The sequence below is a fragment of the Bifidobacterium sp. W8112 genome, assembly GCF_016101425.1.
GTDB lineage: Bacteria > Actinomycetota > Actinomycetes > Actinomycetales > Bifidobacteriaceae > Bombiscardovia > Bombiscardovia apousia.
In genome coordinates this window covers 40,014-65,916 of record NZ_JACFQN010000002.1, presented here as the reverse complement: position 1 = coordinate 65,916, position 25,903 = coordinate 40,014, and the positions used below count along the sequence as shown (strand labels likewise).

20 protein-coding genes are annotated in these 25,903 nt (G+C 62.2%); 17 read left to right on the top strand and 3 right to left on the bottom strand.

Annotation, left to right across the window (positions count from 1 at the left end):
- Position 1: 1 nt before the first annotated feature.
- The 7 genes from hisS to H3T92_RS04690 all read left to right on the top strand — a co-directional run bounded on the left by hisS (position 2) and on the right by H3T92_RS04690 (position 9,665).
- Complete coding sequence (gene hisS / locus H3T92_RS04720) at positions 2-1,387, top strand: histidine--tRNA ligase (RefSeq protein ID WP_198189448.1); 1,386 nt, start codon at positions 2-4, stop codon at positions 1,385-1,387.
- Between the two features lie 39 nt (positions 1,388-1,426).
- Positions 1,427-3,229 (top strand): aspartate--tRNA ligase, encoded by a 1,803-nt coding sequence (gene aspS, locus H3T92_RS04715; RefSeq protein WP_144086050.1) that lies wholly within the window; start codon positions 1,427-1,429, stop codon positions 3,227-3,229.
- A 183-nt stretch (positions 3,230-3,412) separates the two neighbouring features.
- Positions 3,413-4,228: an amino acid ABC transporter ATP-binding protein gene (locus tag H3T92_RS04710; RefSeq protein WP_269748547.1), complete on the top strand. Its 816-nt coding sequence runs from the start codon at positions 3,413-3,415 to the stop codon at positions 4,226-4,228.
- A gap of 43 nt (positions 4,229-4,271) precedes the next feature.
- Entirely contained in the window at positions 4,272-5,102 is an 831-nt protein-coding gene (locus tag H3T92_RS04705; protein ID WP_186279459.1) for a glutamate ABC transporter substrate-binding protein, read from the top strand.
- A gap of 1 nt (position 5,103) precedes the next feature.
- Entirely contained in the window at positions 5,104-5,781 is a 678-nt protein-coding gene (locus tag H3T92_RS04700; protein WP_024627819.1) for an amino acid ABC transporter permease, read from the top strand.
- A gap of 6 nt (positions 5,782-5,787) precedes the next feature.
- Positions 5,788-6,978: an amino acid ABC transporter permease gene (locus H3T92_RS04695; RefSeq protein WP_198189447.1), complete on the top strand. Its 1,191-nt coding sequence runs from the start codon at positions 5,788-5,790 to the stop codon at positions 6,976-6,978.
- 83 nt (positions 6,979-7,061) lie between these two features.
- Positions 7,062-9,665 (top strand): DEAD/DEAH box helicase, encoded by a 2,604-nt coding sequence (locus tag H3T92_RS04690; protein WP_232342001.1) that lies wholly within the window; start codon positions 7,062-7,064, stop codon positions 9,663-9,665.
- 10 nt (positions 9,666-9,675) lie between these two features.
- Here the strand turns inward: H3T92_RS04690 and H3T92_RS04685 are convergent, their stop codons facing one another.
- Both H3T92_RS04685 and H3T92_RS04680 read right to left on the bottom strand, forming a co-directional pair.
- Positions 9,676-10,491, bottom strand: a complete 816-nt coding sequence (locus H3T92_RS04685) for an amino acid ABC transporter ATP-binding protein (protein WP_101432222.1) — start codon at positions 10,489-10,491, stop codon at positions 9,676-9,678.
- Positions 10,488-12,002, bottom strand: coding sequence for an amino acid ABC transporter substrate-binding protein/permease (locus tag H3T92_RS04680; protein WP_260804499.1), 1,515 nt, complete (start codon positions 12,000-12,002; stop codon positions 10,488-10,490). The genes H3T92_RS04685 and H3T92_RS04680 overlap by 4 nt, the downstream gene beginning before the upstream one ends.
- A gap of 243 nt (positions 12,003-12,245) precedes the next feature.
- Here H3T92_RS04680 and H3T92_RS04675 point away from each other — a divergent pair, with 243 nt between their 5' ends.
- On the top strand, positions 12,246-13,640 hold the full coding sequence (locus tag H3T92_RS04675) for a replication-associated recombination protein A (RefSeq protein WP_101432223.1): 1,395 nt from the start codon (positions 12,246-12,248) through the stop codon (positions 13,638-13,640).
- 185 nt (positions 13,641-13,825) lie between these two features.
- The gene (locus H3T92_RS04670) at positions 13,826-15,223 is read left to right on the top strand and encodes an MFS transporter (RefSeq protein ID WP_144086054.1); all 1,398 of its coding nucleotides are present in this window, start codon (positions 13,826-13,828) and stop codon (positions 15,221-15,223) included.
- A gap of 16 nt (positions 15,224-15,239) precedes the next feature.
- Here the strand turns inward: H3T92_RS04670 and H3T92_RS04665 are convergent, their stop codons facing one another.
- Positions 15,240-15,680, bottom strand: a complete 441-nt coding sequence (locus tag H3T92_RS04665) for a MarR family winged helix-turn-helix transcriptional regulator (RefSeq protein ID WP_144086014.1) — start codon at positions 15,678-15,680, stop codon at positions 15,240-15,242.
- Positions 15,681-16,112: 432 nt separating this feature from the next.
- Here H3T92_RS04665 and H3T92_RS04660 point away from each other — a divergent pair, with 432 nt between their 5' ends.
- The 8 genes from H3T92_RS04660 to H3T92_RS04625 all read left to right on the top strand — a co-directional run bounded on the left by H3T92_RS04660 (position 16,113) and on the right by H3T92_RS04625 (position 25,832).
- Positions 16,113-16,691, top strand: coding sequence for a haloacid dehalogenase-like hydrolase (locus H3T92_RS04660; protein ID WP_144086015.1), 579 nt, complete (start codon positions 16,113-16,115; stop codon positions 16,689-16,691).
- Positions 16,692-16,811: 120 nt separating this feature from the next.
- Positions 16,812-17,525 carry an MtrAB system response regulator MtrA gene (gene mtrA, locus H3T92_RS04655; protein ID WP_260804502.1) on the top strand — a complete coding sequence of 238 codons (714 nt, stop codon included), beginning with the start codon at positions 16,812-16,814 and terminating at the stop codon, positions 17,523-17,525.
- Complete coding sequence (gene mtrB, locus H3T92_RS04650) at positions 17,522-19,159, top strand: MtrAB system histidine kinase MtrB (protein WP_144086016.1); 1,638 nt, start codon at positions 17,522-17,524, stop codon at positions 19,157-19,159. Before mtrA ends, mtrB begins: the two co-directional genes overlap by 4 nt.
- On the top strand, positions 19,156-20,904 hold the full coding sequence (locus tag H3T92_RS04645; RefSeq protein WP_198189446.1) for an LpqB family beta-propeller domain-containing protein: 1,749 nt from the start codon (positions 19,156-19,158) through the stop codon (positions 20,902-20,904). The genes mtrB and H3T92_RS04645 overlap by 4 nt, the downstream gene beginning before the upstream one ends.
- A gap of 181 nt (positions 20,905-21,085) precedes the next feature.
- The gene (locus H3T92_RS04640) at positions 21,086-22,060 is read left to right on the top strand and encodes an ABC transporter substrate-binding protein (protein WP_045924190.1); all 975 of its coding nucleotides are present in this window, start codon (positions 21,086-21,088) and stop codon (positions 22,058-22,060) included.
- A gap of 135 nt (positions 22,061-22,195) precedes the next feature.
- Positions 22,196-23,752, top strand: a complete 1,557-nt coding sequence (locus tag H3T92_RS04635) for a sugar ABC transporter ATP-binding protein (RefSeq protein WP_144086018.1) — start codon at positions 22,196-22,198, stop codon at positions 23,750-23,752.
- Positions 23,749-24,828: an ABC transporter permease gene (locus tag H3T92_RS04630; RefSeq protein WP_198189445.1), complete on the top strand. Its 1,080-nt coding sequence runs from the start codon at positions 23,749-23,751 to the stop codon at positions 24,826-24,828. The genes H3T92_RS04635 and H3T92_RS04630 overlap by 4 nt, the downstream gene beginning before the upstream one ends.
- Complete coding sequence (locus H3T92_RS04625; RefSeq protein WP_045924193.1) at positions 24,825-25,832, top strand: ABC transporter permease; 1,008 nt, start codon at positions 24,825-24,827, stop codon at positions 25,830-25,832. Before H3T92_RS04630 ends, H3T92_RS04625 begins: the two co-directional genes overlap by 4 nt.
- Positions 25,833-25,903: the final 71 nt, after the last annotated feature.

The window sequence follows — 25,903 nt, the reverse complement described above, 5'->3', positions numbered from 1 at the left end:
TATGGCAAAAGGCACATCTCTATCCGGTTTCCCTGAATGGCTTCCTTCACAACGAGTGGTGGAGCAGCGCATCATCGACACGCTCCGCAAGGTCTTCGAATTGAACGGCTACATCGGCATTGAGACCAGGGCCGTCGAAGAGGGCTCCAGCCTGCTCAAGAAGGGGGAGACCAGCAAGGAGATCTACCTGCTCTCCCGGCTGCAGGATCTGGGCCAGGAAAAGGATGTGCCGGTGGAGCGCCGGCTGGGTCTGCATTTCGACCTGACTGTGCCGCTCAGCCGCTACGTGGTGGAGCACAGCAACGACTTGACCTTCCCCTTCAAGCGCTGGCAGATTCAGAAGGTCTGGCGAGGGGAGCGCCCCCAGGAGGGACGGTTCAGGGAGTTCGTCCAGGCTGATATTGATGTGATCGGCAACGGGGAGCTGCCCGACCACTACGAGGTCGAGGTGCCCCTGGTCATGCTGAGCGCCCTGGAGGAGCTGCGGGCCTTCGGCCTGCCCAAGCCCACCGTGCACGCCAACAACCGCAAGCTCTCCGAGGGGTTCTACCGGGGTCTGGGCCTGGAGGACATCGAAGGCGTTCTGCGCGAGATCGACAAGCTGGACAAGATCGGCCCTGACGAGGTGGCCAGTCTGCTGGTCAGTGAGTGCGGCGCCAACCAGGACCAGGCCAGGGCCTGCCTGGAGCTAGCCGAGCTGACCGCCGACGATGGCGAGCAGCTGCGCCAGCGCTTCGACGCCCTGGTCGACAAGGTTGGCATCGACAAGGAGTCTCCTGCGTATGCCCTGGCCATTGAGGGTCTGGAGACGCTGGCCATGATCATCGACGAGGCCGCGCGCATCCGGCCGGGCTCGGTCATCGCCGACCTGAAGATCGCCCGCGGGTTGGACTACTACACCGGCTCGGTCTACGAGACCTTCCTGGAGGGGGCGCAATCCCTGGGGTCCATCTGCTCAGGCGGCCGTTACGACAACCTGGCCAGCCAGGGCAACCGCACCTACCCGGGTGTGGGGCTGTCCATCGGACTTTCGCGCCTGCTCTCCTACCTGCTGGCCCAGGGGGCCCAGGCCTCCCGGGTCTCCCCAGCGGCGGTCATGGTCGCCGTCTGGGATGAGGAGGATCGCACCGCCAGCAACCACATCGCCCAGGACCTGAGGGCCAGGGGGATCGCTGCCGATGTGGCTCCGACCGCAGCCAAGATCGGCAAGCAGATCCGCTATGCCGACCACCTGGGCATCCCCTATGTCTGGTTCCCGGCCAAGGAGGGCCAGCAGGAGGGCGACCAGGTCAAGAACATCATTACCGGCGAACAGGTTCCGGCCGACCTGGTGTCGTGGACGCCGGATAGCCTGTATGCCCGGCAGAGTGTGGAATACCAGGCCTGACGCAGGGGCAGGCCGAGCATTATGGAGGTACAGGAAAGCATGGGCCAGTCGGCTTACAGAACCAGCTACGCCACGGATGTCACGCAGGATATGGTCGGTCGCCAGGTGACGGTGGCCGGATGGGTGGATCGTCGCCGGGATCACGGAGGCGTGGCCTTCATCGATCTGCGTGACCGCTCCGGTCTGGTGCAGATCGTCATCTACGACGAGGAAGAGGCCCGCCCCCTGCGCAGCGAGTACGTGATCCAGGTCACCGGCAAGGTCCGCGAACGCCCCGAGGGCAATGACAACGAGCATCTGTCCACCGGGCACATCGAGATCGTGGCCGACAAGATCGAGGTTTTGGCCAAGTCGGCCGCCCTGCCCTTCCAGGTGTCCACCGCCCTGGAGAACGAGGCCGAGAACAAGCTGCCCGGCGAGGATGTGCGGCTGCGCTACCGTTATCTGGACCTGCGCCGCCCCTCCATGCAGCGCAACATCCGCCTGAGGGCCGCCATGAACCGTGCCGCCCGTGCCGCCTTGGACAGGATGGACTTCTGCGAGATCGAGACGCCGACCCTGATCAAGTCCACCCCCGAGGGTGCCCGTGACTTCCTGGTGCCGGCCCGTCTGGTGCCCGGATCCTGGTATGCCCTGCCGCAGTCCCCCCAGCTGCTCAAGCAGCTGCTGATGGTGGGCGGCTTCGAGCGCTACTACCAGATCGCCCGCTGCTACCGGGACGAGGACTTCCGTGCCGACAGGCAGCCCGAGTTCACCCAGCTGGACATCGAGATGAGCTTCGCCTCCCAGGAGGACGTCATGGCCATGGCCGAACAGGTCATCGCCGAGGTCTGGAAGGCTGCAGGATTCGAGGTCGCCCTGCCCATCCCCAGGATCAGCTGGCAGGAGGCCATGGACAAGTATGGCTCAGACAAGCCAGACCTGCGCTTCGGCAACCCCATCGTCGAGCTGACCGAGTACTTCAAGGACACCCCCTTCCGCGTCTTCCAGGCTCCCTACGTGGGCGCCGTGGTCTACCAGGGTGCGGCCAACCTGCCCCGCAGGCAGTTCGATGCCTGGCAGGAATGGGCCCGCCAGCGGGGTGCCAAGGGTCTGGCCTACGTCCAGTTCACCGGCGACGGCACCCTCAAGGGCCCTGTGGCCAAGAACCTGTCTGATGCCGAGCGCCAAGGCCTCAAGGAGGCCGTGGGTGCCTCGGATGGCGATGCCGTCTTCTTCGCAGCCGGTCCCCGTGAGGCTTCGCAGACCCTGCTGGGTGCGGCCCGCGTGGAGATCGCCCGCCGCCAGGGGCTGCTCAAGCCCGACGAATTCGCCCTGACCTGGGTGGTGGACTTCCCGCTCTTCAAGCCCACCGACGACCCGGATGACGACGATGTGGCTGTGGGTCATTCCAAGTGGACCTCCATGCACCACCCATTCACCATGCCCTCGGCCGACTGGATCGACCGCTTCGACAAGGATCCCGAGCATGCCATGAGCGACTCCTACGACATCGTCTGCAACGGCGAGGAGATGGGCGGCGGCTCGGTGCGTATCCACCGCGACGACATCCAGGACCGGGTCTTCAAGGTGCTGGGCATCGGCCCCGAGGAGGCCCAGGAGAAGTTCGGCTTCCTGCTGGATGCCTTCAAGTACGGCGCTCCGCCCCACGCGGGCATCGCCTTCGGCTGGGACCGGACCGCACAGATCCTGACGGGAGCCGACTCCATCCGCGATGTCATCGCCTTCCCCAAGTCCGGCGGCGGCCAGGATCCCATGACCGGGGCTCCGGCGCCCATCTCCGACCAGCAACGCGCCGAGACCGGCGTAGACTGGGAGCCAGACCAGGAGGATGCCGATTGAGCGCATCCCGCCGCTGATCGACGAGAGTCGTAAAGGGCTGGAATCCTGCGGGAGACCGGCCCTTATTGTTTCTGCCCTTCTATGCATTATCGGGTCAATCGGTCGCGCTTGGCCAAGGCTCAGCTTTTCATGAGAACCGTTTCTATGGCCGTTCTGCAACAAAGGATGAGTAAACTGCCCAATATGAGCGAAACAACCAAACAGCCGTCGGAGCGGATTCTGCCGGAGAAACCCGCCTCGGATCGCCCCGTCAAGGACAAGTCCGGGCCGCTGGTCGAGCTGGCCCACGTCGAGAAGCATTTTGGCAGCCTGCACGTCCTCAAGGACATCAACCTGCAGGTCGACACCGGCGAGGTGCTGGTGGTGGTCGGACCCTCAGGCTCCGGCAAGTCCACCATGTGTCGGACCATCAACCGTCTGGAGTCCATCGACTCCGGCGTCATCAGGATCGAGGGGGAGCCCCTGCCCCAGGAGGGACGCGACCTGGCTCGGCTCAGGGCCGAGGTGGGCATGGTCTTCCAGTCCTTCAATTTGTTCGCCAACAAGACCATCCTGGAGAACATGACCCTGGCGCCCATCAAGGTGCGCCACATGCCCAAGAAGGATGCCGAGGACCTGGCCATGGACCTCTTGGCCCGGGTGGGCGTGGAATCCCAAGCCTCCAAGATGCCCTCCCAGCTCTCCGGCGGGCAGCAGCAGCGTGTGGCCATCGCCCGCGCCCTGGCCATGCAGCCCAAGATCATGCTCTTCGACGAGCCCACATCAGCGCTGGATCCTGAGATGGTCAACGAGGTGCTGGATGTCATGATCCAGCTGGCCAAGGAGGGCATGACCATGATCTGCGTGACCCATGAGATGGGCTTTGCCCGTCAGGCGGCCGACCATATCGTTTTCATGGCCGATGGGCGGATCCTGGAAAAGGACGATCCCGACGATTTCTTCGACCATCCCAAGACCCAGCGGGCCGCTGACTTCCTGTCCAAAATTCTGACCCACTGAAGCAGGAGGGAAGCGTATCCGCATGAATGCAAGCATGCATGGCATGGGCCGGCCGCTGAAACGGCTGGCCAGGAATCTGACCGCGATCCTGTGCGCTCTGGGTTGCCTGGTCTCCCTGGCGGCCTGCGGCTCCGACAAGGAGGCAGGCAAGATCCGGGTAGGCATCAAGTTCGACCAGCCCGGTCTGGGCTTCAAGAAGGCCGGGACCTATGTGGGCTTCGACGTGGACGTGGCCACCTACATCGCCGACAAGCTGGGCTACAGCGCCGACGACATCGTCTGGAAGGAGGCCCCCTCCAAGCAGCGGGAGGCCATGCTCCAGAACGGCGACGTGGACATGATCCTGGCATCCTACTCCATAACGGACGAGCGCAAGCGGGCGGTCTCCTTCGCTGGGCCCTACATCGTGGCCGGCCAGGACCTGCTGGTGCGCAAGGAGGACCACCATATCCGCGGCCCCGAGGACCTCAACGGCAAGCGGCTGTGCTCAGTGACCGGATCCACCTCGGCCGTCACCGTCAAGAAAAAGTTTGCCAAGGAGGTCCAGCTGATGGAGCAGCCCGGCTACGCCGAATGCGCCACAGCCCTCTTCTCCGGCATCGTCGATGCGGTCACCACTGACGACATCATCCTGGCCGGGCTGGCCTCCGCCTCCCGGGGAAGGCTGCGGCTGGTGGGCAAGCCCTTCACCCAGGAGTACTACGGCGTGGGCATCAAGAAGGGCAATACCCAGCTGGCCCACAAGATCAACGCGGCCCTGGCCGACATGGAGGCCAACGGCTCCTGGCAGCGGGCGCTGGAAAACAACACCCGGGGCACCCACTACAAACCCGACCCGCGGTTCAATCCGCCCAAGCCCACGGAAGGGGAGTGAGATGTCAACCATCATCGAACTGTTTTCCGACTACGACATCCCGGCAGCTTTCTGGGTCAACATCCAGTTGACCCTCTGGTCGGCCCTCTTCTCGCTGATCCTGGGCATCATCCTGGTCATCATGCGCATCTCGCCCATCTCCTCCCTGCGGGCCGTCGGTCGGGGGTACGTGGAGTTCTTCCAGAACATGCCGTTGACCATCATCATGGTCTTCATGGTCCTGGGGGCCTTCGCCCAGCTCAAGATCAGCTTCTCGCCGGAATTCTCCGTCAACTTCTTCTGGCTGGCGGTGACGGGCCTGTCCCTGTACACGGCGGCCTTTGTCTGCGAGTCCCTGCGCTCGGGCATCAACACGGTGCCTCTGGGCCAGGCCGAGGCGGCCCGTGCCCTGGGGCTGAGCTTCTTCCAGTCGGCCTCACAGATCATTCTGCCCCAGGCCTTCCGCGGTTCGGTGGCGCCCCTGGGCAACACCTTCATCGCCCTGTTGAAGAACTCAACCGTTGCCGCAGCGGCCTCCGTGGCCTCCGAGAGCTCCTCCCTGATGAGTGAGATGATCGAGTTCCACGCCAACGCCATCGTGGCCATCTTCCTGATTTTCGCCTTGGGATACGTGATTCTGGTTCTGCCCATCGGGGCTTTGACCACGTACCTGTCCAACAAGCTGGCAGTGAGGAGGTGAGCGGCCATGGCACAGGACAATGAGAGCTCGCTGCTCTTCGATCAGCCCGGTCCCAAGGGCCGGCGCACCATACGAATCGCCAACTGGATAGCCGCCATCATCTTTGCCGTAGTGGTCATCCTGGTGCTGATGCGGCTGCACAACCCCCCGGACGGGGAGAACCAGTTGAGCTGGGAGCTCTGGCGCCCGGCCCTGGACTATGAAGCCTGGTCGGACTTCTACCTGCCCGGGCTCTGGCTGACCATCAAGGCCTCGGTCGTTGCAGTGATCGGCTCGGTCATCTTCGGGTTCATCTTCGGCATCGGCCGTCTGCTGCCCAACGGGTTGGTCAGGGCAGTCTCAGGCATCATAGTGGAGTTCTGCCGGGCCGTTCCGGTGTTGATGATGATGATCTTCTTCTGGCGCTGGTTTGCCTTTGCCGGAATCAGCCAGGCCTCCTACTGGGCCGTCGTGTTGGGCCTGATTCTCTACAACGGCTCCGTGGTGGCTGAGCTGATCCGTTCGGGCGTGGGCAACCTGCCCAACGGCCAGCGCGAGGCCTCCCTGGCTCTGGGGCTGACCAGGACCCAGTCGCTGATGCAGATCGAGGTTCCCCAGGCCGTCTACGCCATGCTGCCCGCGGCTGTGACCCAGCTGGTCGTGGTCCTCAAGGATACGGCACTGGGTTCCATCATCATGTACACGGATCTGCTGCAGGAATCCCGTCGTCTGGGTTCCATGTACTTCAACATCCTGCAGACCCTGGTGGTGGCCTCGGTGGTCTACTTCTTCGTCTGCTTCCTGCTGTCCCACTTCGCCCGCTGGCTGCCCACGAAGATGCAGGAGCGCACTGCCGCCCCAGCCGACTTTGTGGAGCCGGCGGCGCCGGTGGCCATCATGGATCCCTCCAACGTCAACCAGATAGCCGTGGCCAAGGAGGTTGACGAGGACCGGTACGGCGGCGCCCCGCTGCAGTACCACGCCCATCACCGTGGATCGAACGCCTCCATCCAGCACTGGAGGAAGACCCGCTACATCCAGGGCTATGACCGGACCCAGCCCGACACGCTGGTCGATCCGCACAAGGCGAGCCTGGAGATTCCGGACTTCCTCAAGCCCGGACGCGGCAACCGCTCCGGTGGCGAGCAGAAAGCCGAAGACAAGACCGGGAAGGACGGGAAAGGCGGTAGCGACAAAGACAGCAGGAACAGGAGCTGACGAAGAGCTCCCGGCCGCTTTGTTGCCTGGACGGAGCCGGCCTCCGGCCGGACTTGTGTGCCTTGCCGGATAGACTGGTGGACATGGTCCAAGAACATGCTGATTCCTCAACCGCCCCAACCGACCAGCCTCCCTCCCTGGGCGACCTGGTCCCCGAGGCGGGAGGCCCCCGCAACCTGACCGAGGATCAGATCTACGACCGCTTCTTCTCCTGGGTGGCTTCCCGGGGCATCACCCCCTGGCCGCACCAGGAGGAGGCCGTCCTCTCCCTGGTTTCTGGCGACCATGTGATTCTGTCGACCCCGACCGGCTCGGGAAAGTCCATGGTGGCCCTGGCCATGCATTTCATCGCCCTGTGCACAGGGCGGCGCTCCTATTACACGGCCCCCATCAAGGCCTTGGTCTCCGAGAAGTTCTTCGACCTGGTCTCGGTTCTGGGCCGCGACCGGGTAGGCATGATCACCGGCGACACCCATATCAACACGGATGCCCCGGTCATCTGCTGCACTGCCGAGATCCTGGCCAACCAGGCGCTCAGGGAGGGTCGCCATGCCGATATCGGCTGCGTGGCCATGGATGAGTTCCACTATTACGGGGACCCGGACCGAGGCTGGGCCTGGCAGGTGCCCCTGCTGACCCTGCCCGATGTGCAGTTCCTGCTCATGTCGGCCACCCTGGGCGACGTGGATCAGATCGCCGTGGACCTGGAGCGCAAAACCGGGGTGGGTGTGGACATCGTCGCCGATGCCCCACGACCGGTGCCTCTGGACTACCGGTATGTGGACACCCCATTGCCCAACACTGTGGAGTCCTTGCTGGCCGATGGGGATTCGCCGGTCTACATTGTTCACTTCTCCCAGGATGCCGCCCTGGAGACGGCCCAGGCCCTGTCCAGCACGGGGGTCTCCGACCGGGGACAGCGGGACCGGATCAAGGAGGCCATGGCCGGCACCCGCTTCACCACGGCCTTCGGTAGGATTCTGCAGCGCTTGTTGCGCACCGGGGTCGGGGTCCACCATGCGGGCATGCTGCCCCGGTATCGGCGTCTGGTGGAGCAGCTGGCCCAGGATGGCCTTCTGCCGGTCATCTGTGGCACGGACACCCTGGGGGTCGGCATCAATGTGCCCATCCACACGGTCCTGCTGACCGGGCTGACCAAGTTCGACGGCTACAGGATGCGTCGCCTGAGGGCTCGGGAATTCCACCAGATTGCTGGCAGGGCCGGGCGCATGGGCTTCGATACCAGCGGGCTGGTCGTGGCCGAGGCCCCCGAATACGAGATAGAGAACGCCAGGGCCGTGGCCAAGGCGGGCAACGACCCCAAGAAGCTCAAGCGGATCAAACGCAAGAAGCCCCAGGAGGGGTTTGTCACCTGGGGCAAGGGAACCTTCGACAAGCTGATCGAGGCCCGTCCCGAGACCCTGACGCCGCACCTGAAGATCTCCCATGCCATGGTGCTCAACGAGGTCGACCAGGGCGGTGATGCCAGGAGACGGGTCGAGGACCTGATCGAGGACTCCTGTCAGACCCCGCAGCAGAAGGAGCATCTCCAGGACCGGGCCGACGAGATCTTCCAGACCCTGACCGACACCGGGGTCATCGAGACCGAACGAAACCCCGACGGCGGCCTGGACTACTTCACGACCGTGGACCTGCCCGAGGACTTCGCCCTGGACCAGCCCCTCTCGCCCTTCCTGCTGGCCGCCCTGGAGCTGCTGGATCCCGAGGACCCTGACTACGACATGAATCTGCTCTCCATGGTCGAGGCCACCCTGGAGGATCCCCGGCAGATACTCAAGGCCCAGCAGCGGCAGGCCCGCGACGCGGCCATCCAGCAGATGAAGGAGGATGGCCTGGAGTACGAGGAACGGATGGAACGCCTGCAGGAGGTGACCTGGCCCAAGCCCCTGGAGGAGCTGCTGGGGGAGGCCTTCGACCGCTACCGTCGGGACGTTCCCTGGGCCAACGACTATGAGATCCACCCCAAGTCCGTTCTGCGGGACATGATCGAGACGGCCTCGGACTTCAACGGCTACATCGCCCGCTACGGAATATCCCGATCGGAGGGGACCCTGCTGCGCTATCTGTCCGATGCCTATCGGGCGCTCAGCAGGACGGTTCCCGAAGAGTTCATGGATGAGCGGCTGGAGGACATCCTGGCCTGGCTGGGACTTATAGTGCGCTCGGTGGATTCCAGCCTGGTGGATGAGTGGGAGGCCGCGGGCAGGGCTGAACATGGCGAGGTCGCAAGCGGCCTGGATGCCGCTCCGCCCAAGGTGGAGAACCAGGTGGTGGCGGACCGGCGGGGACTGACCCTGCTGGTGCGCAACGCCATGTTCCAGCGGGTGGAGCTGGTTGCCGCCGACCGGCCGGAGGTCCTGGCCGATCTTGATGCGGACTGGGGCTATGGCCTGCGGGCCTGGAGCGATGCACTGGACGACCTTTACGAGGACCATGAGCGGATCCTGACCGATGCCCAGGCCAGGTCCTCGGACTTCTTCAGCCTGGATGACCGTGACGAGTACCAGGGGCACACCTGGCGGGTCCAACAGATCTTCGACGACGTCGAGGGGGAGCGCGACTGGGGCATCGCAGGCATCGTGGATCTGGATGCCACCCAGGAGAGCGGCCAGGTGGTCTTCAAGGAGTACCGGGTGGGTCCCATCGAGGAGCTGATGGACCTCTAGCCCCGAGGCGTTACAGGACCTTGGAGAGGAAGGACTGCAGCCGAGGGCTCTGCGGGTGGCCGAAGATCTGTTCTGGCGTGCCCTCCTCCTCGATGATCCCGGCATCGGTGAAGATCACCCTGGAGGAGACCTCCCGTGCAAAGGCCATCTCGTGGGTGACCAGAATCATGGTCATGCCGCCCTCTGCCAGGGAGCGGATGACTTCAAGCACGTCGCCCACCATCTCCGGATCCAGGGCCGAGGTGGCCTCGTCGAAGAGCATGATGTCCGGGTGCATGGCCAGGGCGCGGGCGATGGCCACACGCTGCTGCTGCCCGCCTGACAGATCCGTGGGCCGCGCGTCCGCCTTCTCCTGAAGCCCTACGGTCTCCAGCAGGTCCAGGGCCTGCTGCCGGGCATCCTCCTTGGGCGTCTTGTGCAGCATGTGGGGGGCCAGCGTGATGTTGTCGGCCACGCTCATGTTGGGGAAGAGGTTGAAGTGCTGGAAGACCATGCCCACGTGCTCGCGCAGCTTGTCGATGTTGGTCTTGGGATCGGAAATGTCGATTCCATAGACGCTGATGGTGCCCGAGGTCGGCATCTCCAGGGCGTTGATGCAGCGCAGCAGGGTGGACTTGCCCGCGCCCGAGGGACCGATGATGGAGATGACCTCGCCCGGCTTGACCTCCATGTCGATCCCCTTGAGGACCTCGGTGTCGCCGTAGCGCTTATGCAGGTCGCGGATGGATACGGCCGCCTGGGAAGTTCCCTGGTTGAGGCGACTTTGGTTCTGGCGGATGCGACGGGTCAGTCGTCCGGTGTCCATGTCCGGGTCCTCGAAGTTCATCGATGCAGCCTCCTATCGAGCATATTGGCCATCCAGGTCAGGGCGCTGATGGCGACGAAGTAGATGACGCCCACCATGAACAGGGTCTCGGTCACGCGGAAGTTGGCCGCGTAGATCTGCTGGGCCTGGTAGAGCAGTTCGCCGAAGCCGATGGCCAGCAGCAGGGAGGAGTCCTTGAGCATGATGACCAGCTGGTTGATGATGGAGGGCGTGGCGAATCTGACGGCCTGGGGCAGGATGACCCGGCGCAGGGCCATGCGACGTGTCAGGCCCAGGCTGCGGGCTCCCTCCATCTGCCCGACATCCACCGACTCGATGGCCCCGCGCACGATCTCCACCAGGTAGGCTCCGGAGTTCAGGGACAGGGTCAGTGCGCCGGCCAGCCAGATGCTGATGCGGTGACCGATCAGCTGGGGGACGCCCAGGTAGAAGAAGAAGGCCCAGACCAGGACGGGTGTGCCCCTGAAGACCGCCACGTAGATCCGGGCGATCCAGGACAGTATCCGATTGGGGCTGATCCGCCACAGTCCCAGGATGATGCCGATGGCCAGGGCGATGACGAAGGATATGGCCGTGATGGCCAGGGTGTTGCGCAGGCCCAGCATCAGGGAGGGGAAGGCCTGGCGGACCAGCTCGAAGAATCCTGGCCTGGAGGCGGGGGCGCTCTTGCTGGACTGGCCGCTGCCCACATAGGAATCGACCAGCTGTTTATAGCTGCCGTCGGCCTTCATCTTGGCCAGGCCCTCGTTGAAGGCGGCCACGAACTCCTTGTTCTCGCCCTTGCGGACGGCCGCCCCGTAGGAGGCACCAGGCTCCTTCTTGGTCACGGTCTTCAGCCCGTTGCCCTGGGCGATGCCGTAGGCCAGGACCGGGTAGTCGTCAATGACCGCCTGGGCATTGCCGGACTTGACCATCTCGTACATGGTGGAGGACTGGTCCACCGCCTTGACCGTGAAACCGTACTGGGCCGCCCGCTGCTTGGCGAAAGCCTCGCCCTCGCTGCCGGTTTTGACGGCCACCACGGTGCCTCGCAGATCCTTGTAGCTGTGGATCTGGTCGTTGTCCTTGGCAATGGCCATCTGCACGCCGGAGTCGAAATAGGGGTCGGTGAAGTCGTAGACCTGCTTGCGCTGGTCGGTGATGGTCATGCCGGCTATGACCACATCGGCCTGCTGGGAGTTCAAGGCCTGGAGGGCGGCGTTGAAGCCCAGGGACTGGATCTGCACCGAGAACCCCTCGATGTCGGCGATCTTGCGGATCAGATCCATGTCGATGCCGACCAGCTTGCCGGAGGAGTCGCGGAATTCGAAGGGGGCAAAGGTGGTGTCGGTGGCGACGCGGAAGGTGCGTCCGTGGACCGCCTGCGCGGCGGGTGAGTCCTGGGCCGCCTGCGCCGGCGTGGCCAGGGGGGCGACAATCAGGGCTGAGAGCCCCAGGACCAGGGCAAGCAGGCCCATGGCCCACCTGCCTGGACCGGATGTCCATCCCTGGCGAACATGCTTGGCGATCACTGGCGATTCTCCTTATTGCTCCTACTGTGCCGGTCCCGGTTTTTCATGGGCCTACCTGAAGATGTTCAGGCGGATGACCAGTAAACTGTACACACACCGGGTTTCCGGGACCCAACTACGCGCTGGGCGATACGGTCATATAGGTTTCCAGTCTAGCGCGTTCGTCTTGCTGTTTGTGGCAGGCGCAGGCCTATGCTGGTGAAGGCGGGGAGCCATAGGGCCCCGAGGAATGAGGTATTGCAGATGGTTGATGATCTCTTCCAGGCGGCGGATCCCCCCGAGGAGCACACTCTGCCTCTGGCGGTCAGGATGCGGCCCAGGAGCCTGGACGAGGTGGTCGGCCAGGACAAGGTCACGGCTCCTGGAACCCCCTTGGAGCGGCTGGCTCGGTCGGATCCGAACAACCGCCTGACGGCTCCCAGTTCGGTCATTCTTTTCGGACCTCCCGGGGTGGGCAAGACCACCCTGGCCTACATCGTCGCCCGACAGTCAGGGCGGCATTTCGAGGAGCTTTCGGCCGTCACCTCGGGGGTCAAGGAGGTCCGGCAGGTCCTCGCCCAGGCCCGGGAGCGGCTGGTCAGCCAGGGGCAGGAGACGGTCCTCTTCATCGATGAGGTCCACCGCTTTTCCAAGTCCCAGCAGGATGCCCTGCTGCCCAGCGTGGAGAACCGGGATGTGACTTTCATCGCAGCCACTACGGAGAATCCCAGCTTTTCGGTCATTGCGCCCCTGCTTTCGCGCTCGGTGGTGGTCAAGCTGGAGGCCCTGGACGACCAGGACCTGGCCAAACTGGTCCGCAGGGCCGTCAAGGACCAGCGGGGGCTCAAGGACCAGGTGCGGCTGGATCCGGCGGCTTTGGACCAGATCGTGCGTTTTTCGGGGGGTGACGCCCGCCGGGCCCTGACCATTCTGGAGGCTGCGGCCGGGGCCGTCACCGAGGATGGACCTCGTGCCAAGGGGGCGCGTCGGCCCCTGATCAATGCCAAGGTGGTCTCCTCGGTCATGGATGTGGCCGCGGTCCGCTATGACAAGAAGGGCGACGACCACTATGACGTGGCCTCGGCCTTCATCAAGTCCATGCGGGGGTCCGACGTGGATGCGGCCCTGCACTATCTGGCTCGGATGATCCGGGCTGGCGAGGACCCGCGTTTCATCGCCCGACGGATCATGATCGCCTCCGCCGAGGAGGTGGGCATGGCCTCTCCGGAGGTGCTGGAGATCACGGTCGCGGCTGCCCAGGCCGTGGCCATGGTGGGCATGCCAGAGGCCAGGTTGATCCTGGCCGAGGCAGTCATCGCCGTGGCCACTGCGCCCAAGTCCAACGCCTCTTACATGGCCATCAACCAGGCCCTGGAGGACGTGGACGCCGGGCATATCGGCCAGGTTCCCCTGCATCTGCGCAACGCTCCCACCAAACTGATGAAGGCCTGGGGCAACCACGAGGGCTATCAGTATGCCCACGATGCGCCGGATGCAGTGGCGCCCCAGCAGTACATGCCGGACGAACTGGTCGGGCGACGCTACTATCACCCCAATGACCGGGGCTATGAGCGTCAGCTGGGTCCCCGTCTGGAGGCCATCAGGGCCATCCTGGACAGGGCCGCCGGACCGGAGGGAAACGCCGGGTCTGGGCAATGACCGTCCAGACTCCTATACTGGGCACCCAATAGACGTTGAGCAGCCACACAATGACCGAAACGCCGCAGGGTCCAGGCCTTCCATAGTGACGGTCGCCATGCTCCCAGAAGGAGCCTGTCGCCGTCGGCGGGTCTGGCATGGACGCATGGGGCATGCCTGCCTCATGGACGGGCGCGAGGGTGACGATGTCGACAGCGGTCATTGACAATGCAGACATATCCGAACAATCCAAAGGTCTCGGCGTGGCCGAGCACGACTTGGCGGTCCGCGAGATTACCCGGCGAGTAGACAATGCTCGTGAATCGGCTACTTTTTACAAGATCGTGGCCCTGGTGGCCGCGGGAATGCTCATGGACAGCATCGATGTCTATGTGGGCAGCGCTGTAGCCAGTTCAGCCTTGAGCACCGGGTGGTCCACGGTCGCCCAGAACTCCCTCTTCCTGTCGGCCGGCTTCCTGGGGCTCCTGGTGGGTTCGCTCCTGGCCGGGTTCATCGGAGACCTGCGGGGGCGCAAGACCGCCTATCAGATCAATCTGCTGCTCTTCGGCGGCTTTACCCTGCTGGGTGCTCTGGCTCCGAACATGGCCGTCCTCTCGGTCTGCCGTCTGGGGGCGGGGCTGGGGCTGGGCGCCGAAATCGTCACCGGCTTCTCCATGGTCAACGAATTCGCTCCCATCCGGCATCGCGGTCGCTGGAGTGCCATCGTCTCCCTGGTGGCCAACACCGGAGTGCCCCTGGCCATGCTCCTGTGCGCCTGGATCATTCCGCGCTGGTCCTGGCGACCGCTCTTTGTGGGCATTGGTCTGGCAGCGGCGTTGATCTGGTATCTGCGGCGTGACATCCCTGAGTCCCCTCGCTGGCTGGCCCTGCACGGGCGAATGGACGAGGCCACCCAGGTGGTCGAGCTTCTGGAGGCCGACAATGGCCGGGGAGGGGCAAGCTCCGATTCTGCCAGCGGCTCAGCACTTGCTGGCAAGGATGAGGGCGTTGAGGCATCCGCCAAGGCTTCGGGCAGCATTGTCCGCGGCCTGATTGTGGCCACTGTGGCGGTTTCGGCCACCAATGTCTGCTCCTACGCCTTCACCTCCTGGGTGCCCACCATCCTGCTCAAGCGGGGCATCAATCTGAGCGGATCCCTGTGGATCAGCACCCTGATGATGCTGGGCGCTCCGCTGGGCTGCCTGATCGGATCCCTGCTGCTGGATCGCATCGGCCGCAAGCGGATCATCGTCACGGCCTTCCTGCTGACGGCGGTCTTTGGGCTGCTCTACGCTGCACAGACCAGCCAGGTAACGGCCATCCTGGTGGGCATCCTGCTCATGGCCAGCCTCTACGTGCTCATGTCTTCTGTGGTGGCCGTCTATGCGCCCGAGCTCTTCCCGACCACGGTCCGCTTCCGCTGCGTGGGCATCGCCAATGCCGTTGCCAAGCTCTGCAATGTGCTCATGCCTGTGCTGATCGGTGCCATGCTCAGCGTATGGGGGAGCACCTCAATCTTCGTCACCATCAGCCTGGTGGCCTTGGTCTCCATGCTGGTCGTGGGCCTCATGGGTTGGGAGACCTCGGGTCGTTCAGTGGGCTGATTCTGCGGTAAGCGGGTCAGAGCTGATTGGCCAGCAGACGGTTGTAGACGCAGCGAAGCTCGGACTGGAAGGTCTCGGGGTCGATATCGGGATTCTGCTTGAACAGGTCCGTCCACCAGTTGTTGACCGACCTGATCCGTTTGCGCGCGATGTCTGCGCCCGACCTGGTCAGGGCGATGATATTGACGCGGTGATCGGCGGGGTTCTGTTCACGGCTGACCAGGCCCTGGGCCTTCAGAGCCTTGAGATCCCTGGCCAGCAAACTGGGGTCTACGCACAGATCCCGGGCGATCTGCCGCTGGCTGAGGCCTGGATGATCATAGAGATATACGATCAGATCACCTTGAGTGCCCCGTAAGGTGGAGTCGCCCATGTACCGGCTGGTGTCATTGCGTGCATGCCGGTAGATTCCGGCTATGCAGCTGCTCAGGTTGTGGTAGTGGCTCTTCTTCAACATCGCTGCTGCCCCCTAGCTGGTAAGGAAAATCAAAGAGCTCGGCGGACATGATTGACCGCATGGACCCCTTCGGCGCCGTTCCCCTTCCAGGCCTATTTTCGACAAGTCCCAAACCTCGGCCTTATGTGAACAACGCATTTTCATCATATCAATACCGTCGACACCATGGGGATGATCCACGATCAGGACATGGATCAGGCAGGCCACGATTGCCCAGACGACGATTCCGATCGAGGCCTGTCACGGTCGATCGTCTAGGGATTGTCGGTCTCCTTCGTGCTTGTCGGCTGAAAAAGGACTGCCTATTCGTGAGGCTGTACAGGTCAGCATTTGGGGGAGTATGACCCATGGAAGTCGGGGACTATCACCGTCATTGCTCCACGGTATGCTAAGATGTTCGCTTTTTAGCGCTGAGATCTGGAAAGGACTGGCATGCGGGTACTGGACTTCGACGGCACCATCTACGATGGCGAGAGCCTGCTTGACTTCTACCTGTTCACTGCCCGCAAGGATCCGCGGGTGCTTGGCTACCTGCCGATTGCCCTCTTCTATGCCGTCCGCTATCGTCTGGGCCGGGTCACACTCGAGCAACTGGACTCGGCCATGCGCCGGGTGGGCTCGCGCTACCTGCGTCGCCTGACCTCGCGTCCCGGCTTTGACATGGACCGGTTGGTCAACCAATTCTGGGATGCCAACATGCACAAGATCATGGATTGGTACACCCCCCAGGCTGATGACGTGGTGGTGACCGCCTCCTTTGATCTGGTGGCGGGGGAGGCCTGCCGCCGACTGGGCATCACCCGCTGCATCGGCTCCACCCTGGATTTGGAATCCCTGACCGTGGGCTACCTCAACTTCGGGCCTGACAAGCCCCTGCACTTTCAGCAGACCCTGGGCCGGAAGACGGCCATTGACGCCTTTTACACCGATTCGGCCTTCGATCTGCCCATGATCGATCTGGCGCGGCGAGCCTATATGGTGGAGCATGGCCGGGTCCGTCGCATCAAATAGGTCAGCTCTGCCAATTCCCGCCAAGATCCGTCGGCGGGTGCAGCCCCGACCAACCCTGCTATCGTTCTGCTTAGAAGCAAGTGAGCATAATGGCATGCTGAGAACGAGGGAGGGCTTCTTGTGAAAGAGCCGGCCACGATACTGATTGTCGACGATGACAGGGATCTGGGCGAGATGTTGTCAATAGTGCTGCAGACGAAGTCCTACAGGCCGGTGACCTGTACGGATGGATCCAGGGCAGTGGAGATATTCCCTACGGTGGAACCTGATCTGGTGCTGCTGGACATCATGCTGCCCGGCATGGATGGGATCGGCATCGCCCGCTGGATCAGGTCCAGATCCAATGTCCCCATCATCATGCTGACGGCCAAATCCGATACCAAGAACATCGTCGAGGGTCTGGAGGCTGGAGCCGATGACTATGTGGTCAAGCCCTTCAGCACCGATGAACTCCTGGCCAGGATTCATGCACGTCTGCGTCCGGTCTCGGTCCGGGCTGATCAGGAGGGGCAGGAGTCACCGGCCGCCATCCATGGCCTGATAGAGATCAACCGCCAGGAGCACACTGCGGTCAAGCGGGGCAGGCAGCTTTCCCTGACACCCACGGAGTTCGAGCTGCTCTACGTGCTGGCCTCGCATCCCGGGGAGGTGCTCAGCCGGGGAGAGCTGTTGCGGAAGGTCTGGGATTACCAGGATATGGGCGATACCCGTCTGGTCAACGTCCACGTGCAGCGTCTCAGGCAGAAGATCGAAGACGATCCTGAAAATCCCAGAATCATCGAGACGGTTCGGGGCATCGGTTACAAGTATGCGGCTGAGCAGCCAGGATCATGAGCAGTCGCACGAGGCACAGGGTGGTGTCTTCCGCAGTCGGGATGTTCCTGCGCAGGCTCTACAGAGCAGTCAGGAGCTCCCTGCAGATACGGATGGTCCTTCTGGCAACGGTTTCGGCACTCCTGATCGGCGTCGTCTTCATGACAGCCTCCCTGTATTCGGTCAGGACCTCCCTCTTGAACCAGGTTCTGCGACAGGCGCAGGCCGACTTTGCCGCTGAGCTGACCAGGGCTCAGGGAGGACTTGACTCCGCAGACATCACCGGTGATGAGGGCAGCTATCAGAAACTGGTGGTCAATATGGCAGCCAACGTTCAGAATGAGGGGGCGCCCAACATGGTTGGGGTCTTCATCTGGCCAGATGACTCCACAGCCCGCAGGTTCGTCCCTGTATCCACTGCCCCGGGAGACAGCGACCTGATCACCCCGGAAATCAGGAATGCCGTCGTCTCAAATGGCAGCCACTCATACTCGCAGATGATCAACACGGCCGACAAGGGTCAGTACCCGGTCCCGGGCATCGTCATGGGGTCAATGCTGAGGCCGGCCACCACCGGAGGGATCGAGTTCTATGCCATCTACTCCTTCGCAGACCAGCAGCGCTCCGTGCTCTCCGTGCAGATGGCCCTTCTTGCGGTCAGCGTGGTGACCAGCGTTGTGATGGGGATCATCGTGTTCCTGGCCCTTCACTCAGTCATCCGTCCGGTGACCAAGGTGGCAGGTGCCGCCAAGGGATTGGCCCAAGGGGAGTCGGACGTCCGGGTCACCGAGGACCGGACCGATGAGCTGGGCACCCTGCAGCGTTCCTTCAACGTGATGGCTGATTCCATCAATGAGAAGATCGGTCAGCTGGAGGAGGCCGAAGCCTACCAGCGCAGGTTTGTATCAGACGTCAGCCATGAGCTGCGGACCCCGGTCACCACCATCCGCATGGCTACGGACCTGCTCTTCAAGACTCGGGACGACCTGGATCCCAGCAAGCGCAGGACCGTGGAATTGCTGGACAAGCAGGTGTCGCGCTTCGCCAGCATGCTTGAGGATCTTCTCGAAATATCCAGGTACGAGGCTGGCCAGACATCGCTGAATCCAGACCTGTGCGATGCCTGCGATCTGGTCCGCAACGTGGTCCAGCAGGTCGCCCAGATAGCCAGGACGAAGGGGGTTCCCGTGAAGGCGCTCCTTCCCGACCACAAGGTGATGATCACCGTCGATGCCAGCCGTTGCACTTCGATTCTGCGCAACCTGGTCAACAATGCCATCGATTTCGCCGAGGACGGGCCGGTGCAGCTGCGGCTGGCCGTCTCGGAGCACGCCGTGGTATTCAGTGTGCGCGACTGGGGAACCGGCATTGCGCCCGAAGACCTGACTCATATATTCGAACGGTTCTGGCGGGCCGATCCTTCGCGGTCTCGGTTGACGGGCGGTACAGGTCTGGGGCTGTCGATCGCCTTGGACAATACCGACCTCATGCATGGCCTGCTCCAGGTGCGCTCGCAGGTTGGGCAGGGGACCTGGTTCCTGCTGACCCTGCCCAGGGATGTCTCCGAGCAACTGGATCAGGGGAGTGCGCCGGTCCGATTCCAGCCTGGCCATGGTCTGGACGTGGAAGGCTTCTTCGAAGAGGCTGCATCATGAGCATTTTCAGACCGTCACGCTGGCCAAGAGCCTTTCGCCCTGTGCGGATGCTGGGGATGTGTGTGGCCATGGTGGCTGCTCTGGTCGCAGGAGGCTGCGCCAATCCATTCGGGCTGCCGACCTCAGGGTCGGTCCGTCAGCTCAGTCCCATCGAGAATCAGCCCCATCGCGTCTTCTCCTCCCCGGAAGGTCCTGTGGACGGAGCCGTGCCAGAGAGCATTGTCAAGGGCTTCCTGGCGGCTCTGCCTACCGGCATTCAAAGCGATGGCTTTGCTGTCGCCAAGTCCTACATGACCAAGCGGGCCTTTGCGGGATGGGATTTCAATGCATCCGTCTCGATCTATAAGGGTTCCCCTGTCTATGACCGAGTGGATGACGAGGGCAGCGGGAAGAGGACTGCCCTTGACCTGACCACCGAGTGCATTGGCTCCTTGGACGCCCATGGAATATTCTCCGTCACCGAGCAGGACTGCGGCTCAGGGTACAGGACCGAACGGTTTGAGCTCGCTAAAGTGCGCGGCCAATGGCGGATCAGCAAGGCCCCGGCGGGGATAGTGATCTCTTCGGATGATTTCATGCAGGTCTACCGTCAGGTCGTCATCTATCAGTTCCCCTTGGCCAAGGGTGTGCCTGTTCCCGACAACCGCTGGTTCGGCTGGCGAAACTGGAGGACCCTGGCCCTGAAGGAACTGCTGAAGGGACCTCCGGCCTGGCTGCGGGATTCCGTGACGAACTTCAACACCGCCAAGGTCTCCCTGGCAGTCGATGCGGTGCAGCAGGTCAAGGGACGCATGGAAATCAGGGTCAGCAGCTCCTTCGCCTCCCTGAGCAGCGAAAACAGGGCCATGCTGGTCCATCAAATGCGGATGCTCTTGGGCGACGGCAATGGCGAGTTTGATCTGCGGGTGGTCGATGCGTCAGGGATTGACTACTCCCACGCGGATGACGACCTGACCATAGCTTCAGGGCAGACTTCCAACCGCATCTACAGTCTGGGCAGCAGCGGGGTGGTAGGTTTCAACTCCTCGAACCTGATCAGGGTCGGTCAGCCTCCCGTCTTTCATGAGCCCAGGGGGCTGGTCTTTTCCTCCAATGGCGGTGCGCTGCTGTCTGATCAGGGCCAGGTGACCTGTCTGAAACCCGATGCTTCATCCTGCGGAAAACTGTTTGCCGGCACACCCATTACCGCCATAGCCGGCAGTTTCACCGATGAGGTTTGGGCTGTCAGGCAGAGTGATTCCGCCATCCTGGTCGACGCAGGCAAGCCGGGTGCCTTGGAATTCGCCCTGCCCTGGCTGCATGGGCGGCGTGTGGTCGCCCTGACTGTGGCACCTGAGGGGCAGCGTCTATGCCTGGTGCTCGATGACGGTTCGCAGGGTATGAACACCCTGGTCATGCTGGGTATCGTCCGAGGCGAGAATCAGCGGCCGAAGGGCTTGAGCGACCAGATCCAGGTCATCGCCCGACATCGGGATATCAGGGCCTTGACCTTCTACAACGACGACACCCTGGTCTACAAGGATGGCGACATGGATGCGGGCGGCCATTCCCAGATCGCCCCTGGTCCGGAGACGATCCAGCATTTGCCGGCCGGAACCACAGGCTTGGCTGCAGGGCAGGTCAATCAGATGCAGAGCCTGATCGCCCTGGACCGTTCGGGCATCGTTCACTGCCTTTCCGGAGCCCTGGAGGGCATGTGGTACATCATTGATTCCCAGGTGGATACGGTTACCAGCGGCAGGTGACAATCACCGGGATGGGTGGGACCGGCTGCGGCTTGGCTGTCGGTGTGGTTGAACTGTTATCGATTTGTTATCACTGCGCCTTGAGCTCGGCAAGAGGAAAAACGATACTGAAAATCGTGGATGTCATCATCGATGATCATAATGCTGTGGCTTCGATGCTGACTACTCAAGGAGGAGAACAATGAATACAGTACTGAAGAAGGCGCTGACCATCGCCACGGCCTCGGCTGCGGTCTTGGCCATGGGAGCTTGCGGCTCTTCCGGATCCAGCTCCAGCAAGGGCGGCGACAAGCAGAAGACCATCGGATTCGTTGCTGTGGGTCCTGAGGGCGGCTTCCGCACGGCCAACGAGAACGATCTGAAGAAGGCCTTCAAGAACGCCGGATTCAACATGATCTATTCGCCGACCCAGAACAACGATCAGCAGAAGCAGATCCAGGCCTTCAACAAGTTCGTCAACGACGAGGTTGATGCCATCGTCCTGTCCTCCACCGAGGACAGCGGATGGGATGAGTCGCTGAAGAAGGCCAAGGAGGCCGAGATCCCGGTCTTCCTGGTCGACCGCAACGTGCAGACCAAGGACGAAAGCCTGGTCGCCTCCCACATCGGACCTTCCAACGAGTGGGCAGGGCAGCAGGCGGCAGAGTTCGTCAACAAGAACTTCCCCGATGGAGCCAATGGCCTGATTCTGGAGGGCCCTGCCGGCCTGTCGGTGGTCAAGGATCGCCAGAAGGGCTGGGATTCCAAGATCGGCGGCAACATCAAGGTTCTGGAGAGCCAGTCGGCCAACTGGTCCACTGACGAGGCCAAGACCGTCACCGCCGGACTGCTGGACAAGTACAAGAGCCAGAATGTCCAGTTCATCTTCTCGCAGAACGACGAGATGGGCCTGGGCGCTGCACAGGCTGTCGATGCCGCAGGTCTTAAGGGCAAGGTCAAGATCATCACCATCGATGGCACCAAGCCTGCTCTGAAGGCCCTGATCGACGGCGATCTGTCGCTGGTGATCGAGTACAACCCGCTCTTCGGCGAAACGACCGCCAAGACCGTCAAGGATTACCTGGACGGCAAGAAGGTCAAGAAGAACATCGTCATTGATTCGAAGGTCTTCACCGCCGACGAGGCCAAGAAGGTCATCGATTCCAGAGCGTACTGATCTATCGCTGATCGCATAGGACGCACAGGACGGCGCACCCGGGAAGGTTGCGGTACGCCGTTTTTCATGGGCGGGAAAGGGTCTTTGGGCCGCTGTACCGCCCCCGATCAGCATTCAGTTTGATGAGGCAAGACAATGACAAAAGAAGCACCCTTGGTCTCCATGAAGGGAATCAGCATTGAATTCCCTGGTGTCAAGGCGCTCGACAATGTCGATCTGCGTCTGTTCCCCGGTGAGGTCCATGCCCTCATGGGGGAGAACGGCGCAGGCAAATCGACCATGATCAAGGCGCTCACCGGGGTATACAAAATCAACGCGGGAACCATCACCGTCAACGGCCAAAACAGGATTTTCAACGGCACAGCCGATGCGCAGAACGCCGGCATCGCCACGGTCTACCAGGAAGTCAACCTGTGCACCAATCTGAGCGTGGGCGAAAACGTCATGCTCGGGCACGAGGTGAGGGGGCACCTGGGCATCAACTGGCGCAAGACCCATGAGGCGGCCAAAGGCTTTCTGGCCCAGATGGGCCTGACGGATCTGGATCCTCACACACCGCTCAATGAGATATCCATAGCCATGCAGCAACTGGTGGCCATCGCCAGGGCCATGGTCATCGATGCCAAGGTCCTGATCTTGGATGAGCCGACATCTTCGCTGGATGCCAATGAGGTTCAGGATCTTTTCCGGATCATGCGCAAGGTCAGGGACCGGGGCATCGCCATACTGTTCGTTTCCCACTTCCTGGACCAGGTCTACGAGATCGCCGACAGAATGACCATTCTGCGCAATGGCAAATTCGTCGAGGAGACCATGGTCAAGGACATGCCGCGCGATGTCCTTATTACCAAGATGATCGGCAAGAACGCCGATGAGCTCTCGCTGATCGGCACCAAGTCGAGGAAAGAGACACCCCAAGCCGCAACAGACCGGCCTCTGGCCAGCGTCCGCGGCTTCGGCAGAAAGGGCAGCATCTACCCCTTCGACATGGATCTTTTCAAGGGCAAGATCATGGGACTGGCCGGCCTGCTGGGTTCCGGCAGAACCGAAATCGGCCGCCTGCTCTTCGGCGCAGACAAGCCCGACAAGGGTACCTACACCTTTGATGGGAAGAAGATCTCCATCGACAGCCCGGCCAACGCCCTGAAGAACAAGATTGCCTACTCTACGGAGAACAGAAGGGATGAGGGCATCATCGGCGACCTGACGGTCAGGGAGAACATCATCCTGGCCCTCCAGGCCACCCGGGGCATGTTCAGGCCAATCCCCAGGAAGGAGGCTGACCGGATAGTCGACAAGTACATCAAGGAGCTCAATGTTCGCCCGGCCGATCCCGACAGGCTGATCAAGAACCTTTCAGGAGGAAACCAGCAGAAGGTCCTGCTGGCCAGGTGGCTGGCCACGGATCCTGAGCTGCTGATCCTGGACGAACCGACCAGGGGAATCGACATCGGCGCCAAGGCGGAGATCCAGCAGACGGTGCTGGATCTGGCCGCTCAGGGCATGAGCGTGGTCTTCATCTCCTCTGAACTTGATGAGGTCGTCCGCCTCTCCGATCAGATAACCGTCCTCAAGGACCGTCACAAGATCGACCTGATGGACAACGATGACACGGTTTCCCAGCAGACCATCGTGGAAGACATAGCCAACACCTCGGTCTCCGGACAATCTCAAGGAAAGGAGGAAAGATGAGCAAGCCCGCCAAGCAGCAATCGGAGGATGAAGGTCCATCCTTCCTGCGCCGCATATTCGGCAATCAGCTGATTTGGAGCGTGGTCGCCTTCCTCGCGCTGATTGTGGTCTGCACCCTAGTGGATCATTCCTTCCTCAGCCTGTCATACAATCCGCGCACAGGCGGCCTGGCAGGACCCCTGATCACCATGATCCAGGAGTCTGCGCGATACCTGATGATCGCCACCGGCATGACCCTGGTCATCTCGACCTCGGGCATCGACCTTTCGGTCGGCTCGCTCATGGCCGTGGCCGGAGCTGCAGCCATGCAGATGCTGATCAACGGGGTGAACGTCTGGATGGCCATTCTGATCTCCCTGGCCGTAGGTCTGGTTCTGGGCTGCATCAACGGCGCCTTGGTCTCCATTCTGGGACTCCAGCCCTTCATCACCACGCTGATCATGATGCTGGCAGGCAGGGGACTGGCCAAGGTCATCACCAATGGGCAGAATGCCGACGCTTCAGGCGTGGCCGGCAGCGGACCATTGCGCTGGATGGCCAATGGCTTCATTCTGGGAATCCCGGCCAATTTCGTCATAGCCGTGATCATCGTCTGCCTTGTCGGTCTTCTGATGAGGAAGACGGCAGCCGGCATGATGATCGAGTCGGTGGGCATCAACCAGGAAGCCAGCCGAATGACCGGCATCAAGCCCCGTCGGATCCTCTTCCTGGTCTACGCCATCTCGGGTCTGCTGGCCGCTGTGGCAGGGCTGTTCGCGACTGCTTCAGTGATGAGGGTCGATGTGGTCAAGACCGGTCAGGATCTGGAGATGTACGCCATTCTGGCTGTGGTCATTGGAGGCACCTCCCTGCTGGGCGGCAAGTTCTCGCTGCTGGGAAGCGCTTTCGGTGCCGTGATCATTGCGATGATCCGCAAGACCATCATCACCCTGGGCATTGATTCAGCCGCCACGCCAGCCTTCTTCGCCGTGGTGGTCATCATCATCTGCGTCATGCAGGCGCCCAAGGTGCACAACGCGGTCGCTGAGTTCAAACGCAGGCGTGCCATGAGGCAGCCTGCAGAGGTGGTGGCATGATGAAGAAGAGTGCAAGCAGACAAGCAGGTTTCCGGCTGAGCCCCAGGGCCATTCCGACAGTCGCTGCCGTGGTCATCTTCCTGCTCATGCTGATCATGGGCCAGGTGCTCTTCGGCACTTATATCCGGCTGGGATTCATGTCCTCGCTGTTCATGGACCACGCCTACCTGGTGATCCTGGCAGTAGCCATGACCTTCCCCATTCTCACCGGCGGCATCGATCTGAGCGTGGGGGCCATAGTCGCCATCACTGGCGTCGTCGGTGTCAAGCTCATGATCGCCGGCGTGCCGGCGGCGGTGGTCATCGTCATCATGATCGCCATTGGCGCAGTCTTTGGGCTGCTGGCCGGCGTGCTCATCGAAGAGTTCAACATGCAGCCCTTCATCGCCACACTGTCCACTATGTTCCTGGCCAGGGGCATAGCCTCCATCATTTCAACTGATTCGCTCAATATGCCGCAGAACAACAACTTCAGCTGGATCGGCGGCGAGGGACTGAAAATCATCGACAACCCGAAGATTTCCAATGATCTTTCGCTGAACTTCGGCGTGGTAGTCGCTCTGGTCGTTGTGGCAGTCAGCTATGTCATCCTCCACAAGACCAGGACGGGCCGTACCATCTACGCCATCGGCGGTTCCCGGTCCTCGGCCGAGCTGATGGGCCTTCCGGTCAAGCGGACGCAGTATGTCATCTACCTGACTTCGGCTGTCCTGGCCTCCATCGCTTCCATCGTCTATGTGGCTGGCATCGGTTCAGCCAAGAACACCATGGGCGTGGGCTGGGAGCTGGACGCTGTAGCTGCGGTCGTCATCGGCGGCACCCTGATCACTGGCGGTTACGGCTACGTGCTGGGTTCTGTCATAGGTGCGCTGGTCCGCTCGATCATCGATCCTCTGACTTCGGACTTCGGAGTCCCTGCTGAGGCCGTCACCATCGTGGTCGGTCTGATGATCCTGGTCTTCGTCATCCTCCAGCGTCTGGTGACCTTCGTGAGAAAGGAATGACGCAGGGCTTTCCTGGATGATCTGAATGGGGGCTGATGCCGTGGCGATTGCGGCATCAGCCCCCATTCGCG

Bases quoted from the DNA above. Each gene is read 5' to 3' on its own strand.
- hisS (WP_198189448.1), top strand. From the start codon at position 2: ATGGCAAAAGGCACATCTCTATCCGGTTTCCCTGAATGGCTTCCTTCA.
- aspS (WP_144086050.1), top strand. From the start codon at position 1,427: ATGGGCCAGTCGGCTTACAGAACCAGCTACGCCACGGATGTCACGCAG.
- H3T92_RS04710 (WP_269748547.1), top strand. From the start codon at position 3,413: ATGAGCGAAACAACCAAACAGCCGTCGGAGCGGATTCTGCCGGAGAAA.
- H3T92_RS04705 (WP_186279459.1), top strand. From the start codon at position 4,272: ATGGGCCGGCCGCTGAAACGGCTGGCCAGGAATCTGACCGCGATCCTG.
- H3T92_RS04700 (WP_024627819.1), top strand. From the start codon at position 5,104: ATGTCAACCATCATCGAACTGTTTTCCGACTACGACATCCCGGCAGCT.
- H3T92_RS04695 (WP_198189447.1), top strand. From the start codon at position 5,788: ATGGCACAGGACAATGAGAGCTCGCTGCTCTTCGATCAGCCCGGTCCC.
- H3T92_RS04690 (WP_232342001.1), top strand. From the start codon at position 7,062: ATGGTCCAAGAACATGCTGATTCCTCAACCGCCCCAACCGACCAGCCT.
- H3T92_RS04685 (WP_101432222.1), bottom strand. From the start codon at position 10,491: ATGAACTTCGAGGACCCGGACATGGACACCGGACGACTGACCCGTCGC.
- H3T92_RS04675 (WP_101432223.1), top strand. From the start codon at position 12,246: ATGGTTGATGATCTCTTCCAGGCGGCGGATCCCCCCGAGGAGCACACT.
- H3T92_RS04670 (WP_144086054.1), top strand. From the start codon at position 13,826: ATGTCGACAGCGGTCATTGACAATGCAGACATATCCGAACAATCCAAA.
- H3T92_RS04665 (WP_144086014.1), bottom strand. From the start codon at position 15,680: ATGTTGAAGAAGAGCCACTACCACAACCTGAGCAGCTGCATAGCCGGA.
- H3T92_RS04660 (WP_144086015.1), top strand. From the start codon at position 16,113: ATGCGGGTACTGGACTTCGACGGCACCATCTACGATGGCGAGAGCCTG.
- mtrB (WP_144086016.1), top strand. From the start codon at position 17,522: ATGAGCAGTCGCACGAGGCACAGGGTGGTGTCTTCCGCAGTCGGGATG.
- H3T92_RS04645 (WP_198189446.1), top strand. From the start codon at position 19,156: ATGAGCATTTTCAGACCGTCACGCTGGCCAAGAGCCTTTCGCCCTGTG.
- H3T92_RS04640 (WP_045924190.1), top strand. From the start codon at position 21,086: ATGAATACAGTACTGAAGAAGGCGCTGACCATCGCCACGGCCTCGGCT.
- H3T92_RS04635 (WP_144086018.1), top strand. From the start codon at position 22,196: ATGACAAAAGAAGCACCCTTGGTCTCCATGAAGGGAATCAGCATTGAA.
- H3T92_RS04630 (WP_198189445.1), top strand. From the start codon at position 23,749: ATGAGCAAGCCCGCCAAGCAGCAATCGGAGGATGAAGGTCCATCCTTC.
- H3T92_RS04625 (WP_045924193.1), top strand. From the start codon at position 24,825: ATGATGAAGAAGAGTGCAAGCAGACAAGCAGGTTTCCGGCTGAGCCCC.